Annotated in this window: 17 protein-coding genes; 9 read left to right on the plus strand and 8 right to left on the minus strand. The window is 68.8% G+C overall.

The window, feature by feature from the left end:
- Positions 1-163 precede the first annotated feature (163 nt).
- From AB0M48_RS42275 to AB0M48_RS42285, 3 genes are read left to right on the plus strand one after another with little or no spacing between them, the layout of a single operon-like run.
- Entirely contained in the window at positions 164-1,210 is a 1,047-nt protein-coding gene (locus AB0M48_RS42275) for a nitronate monooxygenase (protein ID WP_363853974.1), read from the plus strand.
- Between the two features lie 31 nt (positions 1,211-1,241).
- On the plus strand, positions 1,242-2,744 hold the full coding sequence (locus AB0M48_RS42280) for a DUF885 domain-containing protein (protein WP_363854189.1): 1,503 nt from the start codon (positions 1,242-1,244) through the stop codon (positions 2,742-2,744).
- Positions 2,744-4,273, plus strand: a complete 1,530-nt coding sequence (locus tag AB0M48_RS42285; RefSeq protein ID WP_363853977.1) for a DUF885 domain-containing protein — start codon at positions 2,744-2,746, stop codon at positions 4,271-4,273. Before AB0M48_RS42280 ends, AB0M48_RS42285 begins: the two co-directional genes overlap by 1 nt.
- On the opposite strand, the gene AB0M48_RS42290 is transcribed toward AB0M48_RS42285, so the two are convergent.
- Together AB0M48_RS42290 and AB0M48_RS42295 are read right to left on the minus strand one after the other, a co-directional pair.
- Complete coding sequence (locus tag AB0M48_RS42290; protein ID WP_363853980.1) at positions 4,248-5,666, minus strand: amino acid permease; 1,419 nt, start codon at positions 5,664-5,666, stop codon at positions 4,248-4,250. The two genes, AB0M48_RS42285 and AB0M48_RS42290, sit on opposite strands and share 26 nt — an antisense overlap.
- 108 nt (positions 5,667-5,774) lie before the next feature.
- Complete coding sequence (locus AB0M48_RS42295) at positions 5,775-6,743, minus strand: zinc-binding dehydrogenase (protein ID WP_363853982.1); 969 nt, start codon at positions 6,741-6,743, stop codon at positions 5,775-5,777.
- Between the two features lie 70 nt (positions 6,744-6,813).
- Between AB0M48_RS42295 and AB0M48_RS42300 the strand changes: the two genes are divergently transcribed.
- The 4 genes from AB0M48_RS42300 to AB0M48_RS42315 all read left to right on the plus strand — a co-directional run bounded on the left by AB0M48_RS42300 (position 6,814) and on the right by AB0M48_RS42315 (position 8,192).
- Positions 6,814-7,026, plus strand: coding sequence for a hypothetical protein (locus AB0M48_RS42300; protein WP_319984048.1), 213 nt, complete (start codon positions 6,814-6,816; stop codon positions 7,024-7,026).
- On the plus strand, positions 7,023-7,472 hold the full coding sequence (locus tag AB0M48_RS42305) for a ribonuclease domain-containing protein (protein ID WP_363853986.1): 450 nt from the start codon (positions 7,023-7,025) through the stop codon (positions 7,470-7,472). The genes AB0M48_RS42300 and AB0M48_RS42305 overlap by 4 nt, the downstream gene beginning before the upstream one ends.
- Positions 7,469-7,732, plus strand: a complete 264-nt coding sequence (locus AB0M48_RS42310; RefSeq protein WP_363853989.1) for a barstar family protein — start codon at positions 7,469-7,471, stop codon at positions 7,730-7,732. Before AB0M48_RS42305 ends, AB0M48_RS42310 begins: the two co-directional genes overlap by 4 nt.
- 115 nt (positions 7,733-7,847) lie before the next feature.
- Positions 7,848-8,192, plus strand: coding sequence for a hypothetical protein (locus AB0M48_RS42315; protein ID WP_363853992.1), 345 nt, complete (start codon positions 7,848-7,850; stop codon positions 8,190-8,192).
- On the opposite strand, the gene AB0M48_RS42320 is transcribed toward AB0M48_RS42315, so the two are convergent.
- A complete protein-coding gene (locus tag AB0M48_RS42320) occupies positions 8,189-8,956 on the minus strand; it encodes an enoyl-CoA hydratase family protein (protein ID WP_363853994.1) in 768 nt (255 codons plus the stop codon). The genes AB0M48_RS42315 and AB0M48_RS42320 overlap by 4 nt on opposite strands.
- A gap of 62 nt (positions 8,957-9,018) precedes the next feature.
- Here AB0M48_RS42320 and AB0M48_RS42325 point away from each other — a divergent pair, with 62 nt between their 5' ends.
- Both AB0M48_RS42325 and AB0M48_RS42330 read left to right on the plus strand, forming a co-directional pair.
- Positions 9,019-9,633, plus strand: coding sequence for a DJ-1/PfpI family protein (locus tag AB0M48_RS42325; RefSeq protein ID WP_363853997.1), 615 nt, complete (start codon positions 9,019-9,021; stop codon positions 9,631-9,633).
- Entirely contained in the window at positions 9,620-10,072 is a 453-nt protein-coding gene (locus tag AB0M48_RS42330; RefSeq protein ID WP_363854000.1) for a MarR family transcriptional regulator, read from the plus strand. The genes AB0M48_RS42325 and AB0M48_RS42330 overlap by 14 nt, the downstream gene beginning before the upstream one ends.
- Before the next feature lie 30 nt (positions 10,073-10,102).
- On the opposite strand, the gene AB0M48_RS42335 is transcribed toward AB0M48_RS42330, so the two are convergent.
- The 5 genes from AB0M48_RS42335 to AB0M48_RS42355 form a co-directional block, all read right to left on the minus strand.
- A complete protein-coding gene (locus tag AB0M48_RS42335; protein ID WP_363854004.1) occupies positions 10,103-10,717 on the minus strand; it encodes a cyclase in 615 nt (204 codons plus the stop codon).
- 264 nt (positions 10,718-10,981) lie between these two features.
- Complete coding sequence (locus AB0M48_RS42340) at positions 10,982-11,503, minus strand: hypothetical protein (protein WP_363854007.1); 522 nt, start codon at positions 11,501-11,503, stop codon at positions 10,982-10,984.
- Between the two features lie 79 nt (positions 11,504-11,582).
- Positions 11,583-12,278 carry a sirohydrochlorin chelatase gene (locus AB0M48_RS42345; RefSeq protein WP_363854010.1) on the minus strand — a complete coding sequence of 232 codons (696 nt, stop codon included), beginning with the start codon at positions 12,276-12,278 and terminating at the stop codon, positions 11,583-11,585.
- Positions 12,275-13,147 carry an ABC transporter permease gene (locus AB0M48_RS42350; protein WP_363854012.1) on the minus strand — a complete coding sequence of 291 codons (873 nt, stop codon included), beginning with the start codon at positions 13,145-13,147 and terminating at the stop codon, positions 12,275-12,277. The genes AB0M48_RS42345 and AB0M48_RS42350 overlap by 4 nt, the downstream gene beginning before the upstream one ends.
- Positions 13,131-13,907 (minus strand): ABC transporter ATP-binding protein, encoded by a 777-nt coding sequence (locus tag AB0M48_RS42355; RefSeq protein ID WP_363854015.1) that lies wholly within the window; start codon positions 13,905-13,907, stop codon positions 13,131-13,133. Before AB0M48_RS42355 ends, AB0M48_RS42350 begins: the two co-directional genes overlap by 17 nt.
- Positions 13,908-13,931 lie beyond the last annotated feature (24 nt).

The raw sequence follows: 13,931 nt of genomic DNA on the forward strand, positions 1-13,931 counted from the left end.
ACACCCGCCCCACAAATCCTCAACCCCGCGCCTTTCTTTGGGCCCCCCCCGGCCCCACCTCCCTGTGGGGTGGGGGCCCCCCACGTCCGGAGCGGATCTCGCGTCACCAAGGACACAGCGCTTCACCAGGCATTCGGCGCCCGATCCAACTAGGTTGTCCTTCATGTTCCACACGCTGGCCGTGCCCGTGATCGCCGCGCCCATGGCAGGTGGCCCCTCCACCCCCGAACTGGTCGCCGCGGTGAACGAAGCAGGCGGCTTCGGGTTCGTCGCGGCGGGGTACATCACCGTCGAGCAGCTCGCGGAGAAGATCACGCGCACGAGCGAGCTCACGAGCAAACCGTTCGGGGTCAACCTTTTCGTGCCCGGCACGCGCCCGACAGCGGACATCTCCTCGTACGTGCAACGCGTCACGTCCTATGCGGAGAAGGTCGGCGCGGTCCCCGGCGATCCCCGCTGGGACGACGACAACTACGCGGCGAAGCTCGAACTCGTCCTGGCACTGCGCGTGCCCGTGGTGTCGTTCACCTTCGGCCTGCCCGACGCGGACGACGTGCGGCGGCTCAAGGCGGCCGGCTCCACGATCGTCGTGACGGTCACCACCCCCAACGAGGCAAGGCAGGCGCGGCAGATCGGCGCCGACGTCTTGTGCGTGCAGGGGTCGGACGCGGGTGGCCACCGCGGCACGTTCGTCGACGACGGCGTCTCGCCCGGCGGCGGCGACCTGTACGGCACCCTCGCCGCGATCAGGCTCGTGCGCGGTGCCGTCGACCTGCCGGTGATCGCGACCGGCGGCCTCGTCACGGGCGCCGACGTCGCCGCCGTGCTGGCGGCGGGTGCGGTCGCGGCTCAGCTCGGCACCGCGTTCCTCGGGTGCCCGGAGGCGGGAACCAATGCGGCACAACGGGAAGCGCTCGCCGAAGGAGTCCGGCGCACCGCGCTCACGCGGGCGTTCAGCGGGCGTCCGGCTCGCGGGCTCGTGAACCGGTTCATGGTCGAGCAGGGCCCGCACGCGCCCGCCGCCTACCCGAACGTGCACCACCTGACGAGGCCGGTGCGCGCGAGCGGTGAGGTGGAGGTCATGTCGCTGTGGGCGGGTACCACCTATCCGCTCGCGACGGCCGAACCCGCGGGTGAGCTGGTGCGGCGCATCGGTGCCGAGCTGACGGAAACGATCAATTCCTTGGCAGAGCGGTTCCCGCGCGGCTAAGAAGGAGGGCGTGACCTCGCTCTCCGATGAGATGTTCCAGGCGATGATGGACTGGAACCCGCTGTTCGCCTCGCTCGTCGGTGTCCCAGGCTGGGACGACCGGCTCGACGACCTCAGCGTCGAGGGCCACCAGGCGTTGCGGACACGGCTGACCGGCATCCTCGGCCGCCTCGACGGCAGCGACGAGGACCAGGTCTCACGGGACGTGATCCGCCACCAGGCCGAGTCGATCATCACGTGCATCGACGCGCGGCTGGTCGAGCACTCGGTGTCCAGGGGAGCGAACGCACCGGTCGCGACCATGCTCAGGGCCACCTCCCAGGTGGACTTCTCCCAGCGGCGGCACCTCGTTCCACGTTTCCTGGAGCAGGCCGCGCGGCGGTTGCTCGACACCGACCGCAGACCGTTGCGCCGGCACGTGGAGAACGGCGCGGCGTACGTCGAACGGTTCCTCGCCTCGCCGCGCCAGGAGTGGGAGGGCGACGCGGACCTGCGTCCGGCGTTCGCCCGGTACCGCGAGGTCCTGCTCGGCCTGCCCGGCCGTGACGACGACAAGGCCGGCCTGTGCTGGCTGCCCGACGGCGAGGAGAACTACCGCAGGCTCGTCCGCGACTACACGACCGCCTCCTACAGCCCCGCCGAACTGCACCAGCTGGGCCTCGACCTGATCGCCGGGCTGCGCGAGGAGTACGCGGAGATCGGGTCGCGGGTGTGGGGCGTCAGCGACGTCCAGGAGATCTTCCGCCGGTTGCGCACGGACCTGTTGTGGGACAACGAGGACGAGATGCTCGTCAGCGCGGTCGAGGCCGTCGCGCGGGCCGAGGCCGAGGCGCCGAAGTGGTTCGGGCGGTTGCCGCTGGCGCGCTGCGAGATCAGGTTCGTGCCGGAGGTCGACCGCCACAACGCCGCGTTCGCGTACTACGAGGACGCGGCCCTCGACGGGTCCCGTCCCGGCACGTACTTCGTGAACCCGTTGAACGCCACCGCACGCAGCCGCACGGTGTCGGAGGTGACGGCGTTCCACGAGGCCATTCCCGGCCACCACTTCCAGCTCTCGATCGCCGCCGAGACCGAGCTGTCGAACGTGCGCAAGTTCGCGTTCATCGACTCCTACCTCGAAGGCTGGGGCCTCTACACCGAACGCCTGGCCGACGAGATGGGCCTGTACTCGTCGGACGAGGCACGCCTGGGCATGCTGGGCCTCGACGCCATGCGCGCGGGCCGGCTGGTCGTCGACACGGGCCTGCACGCGCTCGGATGGCCGCGGCAGCGGGCCATCGACTACCTGAGCGAGAACACCGCCATGGACGACGCGGAGATCTCGTCCGAGGTCGACCGGTACATCGAGGCGCCGGGGCAGGCGCTCGCGTACATGGTGGGGCGCCTGGAGATCCAGCGCGTGCGCGAGGAGGCCAGGGCCGCGATGGGTGACCGGTTCGACATCAAGGAGTTCCACGACCTCGTGCTGCAGAACGGCATCGTGCCGTTGCCCACGCTCGGCAAGCTCGTTTCCGACTGGTCCAGGAGGGCCTGATGTCGCTCGCTGATGAGATGTTCCAGGCGATGATGGACTATTCGCCGTTGCAGGCCACGATGCTCGGGGTGCCGGGTTGGGAGGACGGGCTCGGAGACCTGAGCGTCGAGGGCCAGCGGGCCGACCGCGACCGGATCGCCGCCCTCCTGGAGAGGGCCGAGACGGACGACACCGAGGACGCCGTCACGCTCGCGGTGATCAAGCAGCAGGGCCGGGCGATCGTCGACCGCCTCGACGCCAGGCTGGTGGAACACACCGTCGGGACCATGAGCGCGCCGGTGAACGGCCTGCTCATGATCTCCTCGAAGCTGGACGTGTCCCAGCGCCTCGACAAGTACCCGCGGTACATCGAGCAGGCAGCCGAGAGGGTCCGCGACTCCGACCGGCGGCCGTTGAGCCGGCACCTCCAGACCGGCGTGCAGCGCATGGACGCCTTCCTGGCCCTCCCGGCACAGGAGTGGGAAGGCGCGCACTCGGCCGAGATCCGCACCGCCGTCGCCGGGTTCCGCGACGTGCTGGCGTCGATCGAGGACGGCCGCGACGACGACAAGGCCGGACTTTGCTGGCTGCCCGAGGGCGAGGCGAACTACGCGAACCTGGTCCGCACCTACACGACGACCTCCCGCACACCCGACGAGCTGCACCGGCTCGGGCTCGACATCATCGCGTCGCTGCGCGAGGAGTACGCGGAGATCGGCTCGCGGCTGTGGGGCACGAAGGACGTGCCGGAGATCTTCCACCGGTTGCGCACGGAACTGCTGTGGGACAGCGAAGAGCAGATGATCGAGAACGCCGTCGCGGCGATCGCCCGCGCGGAGGCCGAGGCGCCGAAGTGGTTCGGCCGCATGCCGGGCATCGGCTGCCAGGTGCGCGCCGTGCCGCAGGAGGAGCAGCGCACGTCGGCCATCGCGTTCTACCAGCCCGCCCCGGCCGATCGCAGCCGTCCCGGCACGTACTGGCTGAACCCGTTGGGCGCCACCGAACGCAGCCGCACGCTGTCCGAGGTGACGGCGTTCCACGAGGCCGTGCCGGGCCACCACTACCAGTTCTCGATCGCCTCCGAGACGGAACTGCCCAACATGCGCAAGTACGCGTTCATCGAGGCGTACCTGGAGGGCTGGGGGCTCTACACCGAGCGCCTCGCGGACGAGATGGGCCTGTACTCGTCGGACGAGCAGCGCCTCGGGATGCTGGGCCTCGACGCGATGCGCGCCGGGCGGCTCGTCGTGGACACCGGCATCCACGCGTTCGGCTGGTCGCGGCAGCAGGCCGTCGACTACCTGCGGGAGAACACCGTCATGACCGCACCCGAGATCGACTCCGAGATCGACCGGTACATCGAGACGCCGGGCCAGGCGCTCGCGTACATGGTGGGGCGCCTGGAGATCCAGCGCATCCGGGCGGAGGCCGAGACGAAGCTGGGCGACCGGTTCGACATCAAGGCGTTCCACGACCTGGTGGTGGGGAGCGGCGCGGTGCCGCTCTCCACCCTCGACCAGATCGTCACTTCCTGGACTGACGCTCCATGAGGGAGTGCCGCTTCGAGTAGGCGAAGTAGACGATCAGGCCGATCAGGAACCAGACCGCGAACCGCAGCCACGTCTCCGGGGTCAGGAACGTGATCAGCCAGATCGAGAAGATCACGCCGATGATCGGCACCACCGGCATGCCCGGCGTCCTGAACGTCCGCGGCAGGTCGGGCTGCTTGTACCGCAGCACGATCACGGCGATGCAGACGACGACGAACGCCAGCAGGATGCCGATGTTGGTCAGTTCGGCTGCCTCCGCGATCGGCAGGAAACCGGCGATGATCGCGGAGGCGACGCCCAGCACCCAGGTGATGCGCGACGGCACGTGCTTCACCGGGTGCGTCTTCGCGAACCACTGGGGCAGCAGGCCGTCGCGGCTCATCGAGTAGCCGACGCGGGCCGCGCCCAGCAGGAACGTGAAGAGCACCGTCGTGATGCCGAGGATGGCGCCGACGCTGATGATGATGCCCAGCGCGGGCAGGCCGACGTCGGCGAACGCCGTGGCGAACGCGGACTCCGCGTCGACGTCGGAGTAGTTCACCATTCCCGTCAGCACCAGGCAGGCCAGCACGTACAGGACCATCGACACCGCGAGCGAGTAGATGATCGCCTTGGGCATGTGCCGTTGCGAGTCCTTGGATTCCTCCGCCGCCGTCGACATCGCGTCGTAGCCGAAGACGGCGAAGAACACCGTCGCCGCACCCGTGAGCGCACCCGAGATGCCGAACGGGAAGAACGGGTTGTAGTTGTCGGTGTTGATGTGGAACGCACCGACGACGATGACCAGCGCCACCACCGCGACCTTCAGGTACACCAGCGTGGTTTCGAACCGTGCGGCGTTCTTCATGCCCATGTTCAGCACGTACGCGATCAAGAGGCACAGCACGACGGCGAACAGGTTCACCTTGTACGTGCCCGCGGCGACGTCCCCTGTCTCGGTGCCCGGCGCCCCCAGCATCCACTGCGGCAGCTGAATGTTGAGCAGACTGAGGAGTTCGGTGAAGTAGCCCGAGATGCCGATCGCGACCACCGCCACGATCGCGGTGTACTCCAGCAGCAGGTCCCAGCCGATGAACCAGCCGACGATCTCGCCCAGCACCGCGTAGCCGTAGGTGTAGGCACTGCCCGCCTTCGGGATCAGGCCCGCGAACTCCGCGTACGAGAACGCCGCCGCCGCGCTCGCGACACCGGCGACGAGGAACGAGATCAGCACGGCCGGGCCCGCCGTCTTGTTCGCGACGGCGCCCGCGAGCGAGAAGATGCCGGCGCCGATGATGCCGCCGATGCCGATCGCCGTGAGCTGCCACAGGCCCAGTGTTCTGGTGAGCCCGTCGCCGGAGTCCTCGGCGATCTGTTCGATGGGCTTGCGCCTGAAGACGCCCTGTGTGGTCATGCCTAGCTCCCTTGGTGAGTGGGTCCGGGCGAACCTATGCGTGCTCACTGTCACGCGGTTTGTCCGGACCCACCAATCAGAGAGCCGATTTTTGGCTTTTCGTGCTGTTTACGGGCGGCTGAACACGATCTTGCCCGCGGTGTCGCCGTCCAGCATCGAGCGGAGGCCCTGCTCGGCGTCCTCGAACTTCAGCTCCGCGCCGATCTGCGGCTTGAGGTCGTTCAGGGCGCAGAACCTGATCAGGTCGCCCAGTTCCTCGCGCGTGCCCATGGTCGAGCCGACCACGCGCAACTGCAGGAAGAACAGCCGCTGCAGTTCGGCCGCGGAGGCGTCGCCGGACGTCGCGCCGGAGATGACCACGATGCCGCCGGGCTTGAGCGACTTCATCGAGTGCGACCAGGTGGCCTTGCCGACGGTCTCGAACACCGCGTCGACCCGTTCGGGCAGCCGGGCACCGGACTCGAACGTGTCGTGGGCACCGAGACTGGACGCGAGCGCGCGCTTTTCCTCCGTTCGGCCCGTCACCCACACACGGAACCCGGCGGCGCGGCCGAGCTGGATCAGCGCGGTCGACACACCGCCCGACGCGCCCTGCACGAGCATCGTCTGGCCGGGACGCAGGCCGGACTTCACGAACAGCATCCGGTACGCGGTCAGCCACGCCGTGCCCATGCAGGCGGCCTCGGCGAACGTGAGGTCCGCGGGCTTGGGCAGCGCGTTGCGGGCCGGCACGACCACGTAGTCGGCGAACGTGCCCTGGTGCTTCTCGGTGAGCAGCGTGCGCTTCGGGTCGAGCGTCTCGTCGCCGTCCCAGTTCGGGTCGCCGATGACGGAGTGCAGCACCACCTCGGTGCCGTCGTCGAGCACACCGGCACCGTCGCAGCCCAGGATCATCGGGAACTGCTCCGGCTTGATGCCGACACCGCGCAACGTCCACAGGTCGTGCATGTTGAGGCTGGCCGCCTTGACCGCGACGCGCACCCACCCGGCGGGAACCTCGGGGTCGGGGCGCTCGCCGACGCGAAGCGAGGCCAGCGGGTTCTCAGGACTGGGTTCTGCTGCGTAAACGGCGAACATGGTTCGCAACATACCCACCTGGATCGTGGCCAAATGCCGTGACACCGGTCACGAGACTAGGCTGAGGTGCGTGGACTGGCTGGTGCAGTGGTGGGACGGGGTCGAGCTGTGGGTCGTCCAGCTGCCCGTCGCCGTGCAGTTCCCCGTCGTGATGATCGTGGTGCTCCCGCTCTGCCTGGGCGTGGCGCGGCTGATCGACCGGGTCGCTGACTGGGGCGCGAAGAACCCGGCTTCCGGTTCCGAGCTGGAGCCCGAGCCCGAGCCGGAGAAGGTCGCCGCGTGAGCCCTGGTCGTCGCCTGACCGTCGCGCTGGTCGGGCTCCTCGCGCTGGTCGTCATCGGGTGGTTCGTCAAGGACAACAGCTCGGAGCCGCCTCCCCAGACCACGAGGCCGGTGGTCACGGGCACGGCGGAGGCCGAGACCGTGCCCGGCGCGAACTCCGGGCTGGACATCGAGGCGCTGTCGAAGCTGCCCGCCGAGGCGGCCCAGACCTGGAAGCTGATCGAGGCGAAGGGGCCGTTCCCGTACCCGCGCAACGACGGCGTGACGTTCCAGAACCGGGAGAAGCGCCTGCCCGCCAAGGACTCCGGGTACTACAAGGAGTACACCGTGCCGACGCCGGGAAGTCCTGATCGAGGTGCGCGGCGCCTCGTCACCGGTTCGGAGAAGGAAGTCTTCTACACCGGCGACCACTATTCGTCATTCGTCGTCGTGGACGTGAGAAAATGAAACGGCACATTCTCGTTTCGGAGAAGTCCGCCGCGATCTCGGCCATTGCCGCCGCCCTGGACTTTCCCGAGTGGTTCGGGCAGAACCTGGACGCTTTGTACGACAGCCTGACCGACCTCTCGTGGCTGCCCGCGGGTGAGTACGTGCTGGTCGTGCCCGTTGATCTGGACTCCTCCGTGCTGGAGGTCCTGCGTGACGCCGCGAAGCAGACCGCCGAATCAGGTGACCGGAAAGTGCGCGTGATTCGCACAGAACGGTGACGTGGGCTGCGGTTGTGGCGTCCGGAGTGGACAGTGCCGTTCCATGGGAACGCAATTCCGTCGCTTGAGCTCCGCGCTCGGCGTCGCTGTAGTTGTTGGAACGCTTTGTCCGGCGGTGTCCTTCGCCGGTGACCCCGACTGTTCGCAGGAGGGGGCTTTCACGCCGTTCGAGACGATCGACGGCGACAACCCCGTGACGATGCAGAACGGCCGCGTGGTCGAGCTGCGCGCGTCGAACAAGTCGAAGTGCGCGTGGGGCCGCATCTCGTACGGCACGCCCGGCGAGGAGATCTGGACGGACCGCAAGGAGCCCTCGGCCAACGGGCACGAGGGCTTCCTCGGTTACACCAAGATCGACTCGGGGTCGGCGAAGTACACCGACGCGTTCAAGAACGACGGCAAGGTGATGCGCGCCTGCGGGTCCTCGCAGGGCGTCATCGAGTGCACCGGCTGGTTCTAGTCGGCGGGCACCCAGGAGGGCTTGCGCTTCTCCTTGAACGCCGCGATGCCCTCCTGGCCCTCCGGGCCGCCGAAGTGCTGGGCCGACAGCTTGAGCATGTCCGCGAAGACCTCGCCGAGGTTCGTGGACCGCTCCTGCTGCAACATCTCCTTGGTGGCCGCGAGCGCGTTGGGGGCGCCGAGCGCGAGCATGTCCGTGTAGCGGCGGACCTCCGCGTCGACGTCGTCGGCCGCGGAGTTGAGCAGGCCGATCTCGACCGCGCGCTTGGCGTCGAACGTCTCACCGGTCAGGAACAGCTCGTGGGCCTGGCGGGGCAGCAGGCGCGGTAGCACGGTCACCGAGATGACGGCCGGCACCACGCCGATCCTGACCTCGCTGAACGCGAACGTGGCCGCGGTGGCGGCGATGGAGATGTCGCACGCCGCCACGATGCCGACGCCGCCCGCGCGGGCCGGGCCCTTCAGCGCGGCGACAACGGGCTTCGGGCTGGTCCAGAGCTGTTCGAGGATCGCGGGGAACTCGTTGACGCCCTGGTCGCCCGCGCTCGCGCCGGCCGCCTCCTTGAGGTCCATGCCGGAACAGAACACGGAGCCCGTGTGGGTCAGCACGACCACGCGCACCTGGTCGTCGTTCGCCGCGCTGGTCAGGTGCTCTTTGAGCTCCCGGCGCAGCTGCGAGGACAGCGCGTTGCGGTTGTGGGGGGAGTCCAGCGTGATCGTCGCGATGCCACGCTGCACCTCGTAGTGGACCAGCTCGTCTGCCATGTCGCTGACCTTAGCTTCCGGGCATGTTGACAGCATCCTGTCATTCATGACAGTGTGCTGTCATGACACAGACGGTGTACCTCGTCCTGGCCGACCAGCTCGCCGACTGGGAGTACGGCCACGTGGCCGCGCAGGTGAGCCTGCAGCAGTTCCAGCAGCAGCCGGGGCGGTACGGGCTGCGCACGGTCGGTCTGACCACGGACCCGATCCGCACGATCGGCGGCGTGCGGATGCTGCCGGACGTCGCCATCGGAGACGTGTCTCTGGACGACGCGGCGATGCTCGTGATGCCGGGCGGCGACGGCTGGGAGACCGGTGAGCTGGCGGCGTTCGGGAAGCTCGCGCGGCGGTTCCGCGAGGCGGGCAAGCCGATCGCGGCGATCTGCGGGGCGACGGTCGGGCTGGCGGCCGAGGGGCTGCTCGACGACGTGCCGCACACGTCGAACTTCCCTGGGGCGCTTGGTTCTTACGGCGGCGCGGCTCTGTATCGCGACGAACGTGTGGTGCGCGCCGACGGTGTGATCACGGCGGGTGGCGCGTCCGCGCTGGAGTTCGCCCGCGAGGTGCTGGCGGAGCTGGAGACGTTCTGGCCGGGGACTCTGCAGGCCTGGTACGAGTTCAACCGCGACGACACGGCCGAGGCGTTCGAGAAGCTGGTGGCGAGTGTCCAGGGCTGAGGCGGTGTCCAGGACCGAGTCGGGCGATGTGCTGACCGACGTCGTGATGAGGACTTTCCGTCTGTACGGAGCGTTCCTCGACGCGGCCGAGGTGATGACGAAGCCGGTCGGCCTGACCGCGGCGTGGTGGCAGGTGCTCGGCGCGGTGCTGCGTGAACCGTTGTCCGTCTCGGGCATCGCGCGGGAGATGGGACTGGCGCGGCAGTCCGTGCAGCGGATCGCGGACCTGTTGGTGGACAAGGGTTTGGCGGAGTACCTGCCGAACCCGGCGCACGCCCGCGCGAAGCTGGTGCGGCCCACGCCCGAGGGTTTCGCCGCCATCGAACGGTTGCGGGAGGCGCAGTACGAGTGGGCCAACCGCGTCAGTGCGCAGGTCTCACTGGAAGACCTGCGCACGACGCTCGCCACGATGACCGCTCTGGTCGCGGCTACTTCCTGATGCCCGGCAGGGGGTTGGGCGTCAGGATCGCTAGCCGATCGTGGTCGTGGTCAGCACGGGGCTCGGGTCCGGGTAGCCCTTCGCGGCGGCGTTGACCGGGAATCCGATGACGGTGACGACGGCGGTGAAGGTGAGGCCCGGGGCGTCGTAGCTGGTGCCACCCAGCTTCGTGGTGATCGTCCCGGTGCCACCCGCCTGCAGGTTGATGGTGACGGTGGGCAGTTCGAAGTCGGCGCCGCCCTTGATCGGCCCCGGCACGCTCAGCACGACGTCGTTGCCCTGCAAGGCAACCGTCGGCGTGCCGCCCAGCCCGGAACCGCCGGCCAGCGACGCGGACTGGAATTTCGAGTTGGCGGGCACCGGCAACCTCAGCGCGAGACCCTTGATCTCCCGCACCTGCCGGCCGCCGGCCTCGGTCGGGATCTTGTTGGGCGCGGGGTCGATCGTGACCGCGACGGAACCGCCGGGCGCGACGGTCGCGGGCGCCGACGCGTCGACGCCCTGGTCGAGCGTGAAGTCCGACGACTGCCCGGCGGCACTCGCGCGGAGCTTGTAGGTGATGGTCTGCGGAGCTGCTGACGCGTTGGCGGCGAACATGAGCATCGGTACCAGTGCTGCTGCTGCTGCGATTCCGGCTAGCTTCATGGCCTCTCCCCGATGAGTGGACGAGGGACACTTCCAGCACGCGGCGTAATCTTCTGACTACTCATGAGTAGGTTTCACGTCAACAGTTCACGGTTCACATCGCCCGAACGGCGCTGTGTCTTCGATCTTGTGGCGGCGGCCGGAAGTGGCGCGGGGAGCGGTTGGGGTCAAATGTGCTAGACTGTGCGCATAGCCTTCGCCGCTAGGTGGAGGAAGTGAGCCCAGGTGCGCGTCCGGACGGTCGCTGCCTGGGCTTCGCGCTTTCTAAAGCTGGCCCAGGTCGACGACGGTCCCGGTGATGGGTGCGATCCGCCGCTTCCAGTCGCTGCCGGCACCGTGGCACCAGGCGAGCGCGTCGCTGACCCACAGTGCTGGCTCCGAGGACGACTGAATGTGCTCGTACACCAGTCCGGCATCGTGGGCCTTGGTTCTGGTACCGATCACCAGCCGGTCGCGACCGTTGGCCACGGGGTCACGTGAATCGAGCACCAGGCGGGTGACGCTTGCGCCGACGGCGTCATCGACTAGCAGCGGGAGAAGCTTGGAACGGACTTTCTCGCTCTTGCCGCGCGCGACGTAGATGTTGACCACGAGGTCGCAGCACGCCAGCTTGTCGGCGATCAGCTTGCGCCGGGCGGGTTTCTCGGTCTTGAAGTGCACGCGTCGACAACCGGGGAGCAACAGGCCGCGCATCAACGAGCGGGTGGAGTGCAGTGCGTTCGGGGCGATCAGGACGGCTGCCATGAGGTAGCCGCTCCGCTCCGACTCGTCGACGAACATATGCATCCAAACAGGATCGCAGGTGCCACCGACATTCCCTGCGCGGGTCGTTGAATGCGATCCAAGGATCTGTTTGTGGCACAAGCTAAGCGGCGACGGTCTGACGAGCCAGGGCGAAGTCGTAGCGGTCCAGCACGAGCTGCGCGACCTCCACGTCGTCACCCAACGGCTGCGCCACCACGGCATCGCCCGCCAGCCTCGCCACCTTGTCCGGCAGCAGCCCCGGCGCCAGGAACCACGACGCCACCGCGATTCGCTTGGCACCGCGAGCCTTCAACCGTTCGATCGCCTCGGGCACGGTAGGCGATGCGATCGACGCGAACGCCGCCTCCACCCCGGCCCACCCCGACTCCCGAGCCCACCGCCGGGCCACGCGCGCCACAGCCTCGTTCGCCGGACCGTGCGAGGACCCCGCACCGGCCAGCACCACACCCAAAGACCTGTCCCCGAACGACACCCCGGCCTCGGACAACCGCCGCAAAGCCGCTGACTCCAGCCGGGGATCCGGCCCCAGCACATCCGTCACCACAGCAGGCACGCGAGACTCGGCGACGGCGGCCGGAACGTCGACGCGGGCGTGATAAGCCTTGCCCAGCAACAAAGGCACGACCACCGCAGGACCGCGCAGCACGTCGTTCAGCCGCGGCGCGCACAGGTCCAGAAAGCACCCGCGGACGTCCAACTCGGGCCGCAACGAGCGCACCACATCGAGCAGAGCATGGATCGAAGCGGCCGAACGGGGATCACGGCTGCCGTGGGCGACGGCGACAAGGGGAATCACAGCGCACCCGTCAATCCACGGGCCCTCAGCACGGCGCGCTCCAACGGCCGGAACAGCAGCAGCTCGATCCCGATGCCCACCAGCAGGATCAGGAAGATCGCCGCGATCACCATGTTGATGTCGTTCAACGACGACCCGTTGTGCAGGTACTGCCCGAGCCCGACGCCGAGCTGGGGTGACGTCGCGATGATCTCCGCGGCCATCAGCGACCGCCACGAGAACGCCCAGCCCTGCTTCAGACCCGCCAGATAACCCGGCAGGGCGGCGGGGAGCAGGATGTGGCGGGCCGAGGCGAGGCGGCCGGCGCCCAGGGCGCGTCCCACTCGCGGCAGCAGCGGCGGAATCTGGTCGATACCCGCCACCAGGCCGTTCGCGATCGACGGCACCGAGCCCATCAGCACCACGAAGTAGATCGTGGACGGCGTCACGCCGAACCACAGGATCGCCGCCGGAACCCAGGCCACCGACGGAAGTGACTGCAGGCCGGTCAGCAACGACCCGATCGCCGCGCGGACGACCCGCACCTTGGCGATCAGCAGCCCCAGCGGCGTCGCGATCACGACCGCCGCGAGGAACCCGAGCACCGCGCGGTGCAACGAGGTCCACAGGATGCCGAACGCCTCGCCGGTGGAGATCGAGCGGACGAGCTCGTCCCACACGTCGACCGGAGCGGGGAGCTGGAACTCGGGCAGCAGAGCCGAAGCCCACAACGCCTGCCAGACGCCCAGGAGCAGCGCGAAGGCGATGATGGGTGGCACGCCCGTCTTCAGGAAACGGCGCCAGACCGGCGGCTTGTGCTCCTCCACGGGCACATCGAGCGCGTCGAGGCCGGCGCCGACCTTGTCGAGCGTGTCAGGAGGCGTGGCCACTGATGACCTCTCGCAGATGGGTGTTGATCTCGTCCAGGACCTCGTTCGAGGAGTCCGTGACGTCCCACTCGCGCACGACGCGGCCGGGACGTGAGGACAGCAGCACGACGCGCTGGCCGAGGCGAACGGCCTCGCGCACGTCGTGCGTCACGAAGATGATCGCGGTGTTCGTGGTCTCCCAGACGCGCAGCAGTTCGCTCTGCAGCACGTCCCGCGTGATGGCGTCGAGGGCCGCGAACGGCTCGTCCATCAGCAGCAGGGCGGGAGCGCCGTCCGGGGAGACGGTGGTGGACGCCAGCGCGCGGGCCAGGGCCACGCGCTGACGCATACCGCCGGAAAGTTCGTGCGGACGCTTGTCGGCGACGTCGCCCAGCCGCACCAGTTCCAGCAGGTCCAGCGCGCGGCGCTTGCGCGCCAGCCGGCCGACACCGGCGAAGCGCAGTGCCAGCTCGACGTTGCGCGCGGCGGTGAGCCACGGCATCAGCGCGGGCTCCTGGAACATCACGGCCGGGCGTGAGGTGTTGAGCTGCAACTCGCCGGACGTCGCGGCGTCGAGGCCCGCGACGATGTTGAGCAGCGTGCTCTTGCCGCAGCCGGAGGCGCCGAGAAGGCACACGAACTCGCCGGGCTTGACCCTCAGGTCGACACCGTCGAGCGCTACCACGGCCGAGTTGCCGTGGCCGAACACCTTCCGGACTCCGGCCAGTTCAACGGCAGTATCCACAGTGGACGGGACAGTGGTCTCGAGCGTGGCGGTCATGGTGGTGTGCCTTCCCTCGGCGTC

Source organism: Lentzea sp. NPDC051208 (assembly GCF_040682435.1).
In the GTDB taxonomy this organism is placed as follows: Bacteria; Actinomycetota; Actinomycetes; order Mycobacteriales; family Pseudonocardiaceae; genus Lentzea; species Lentzea kristufekii.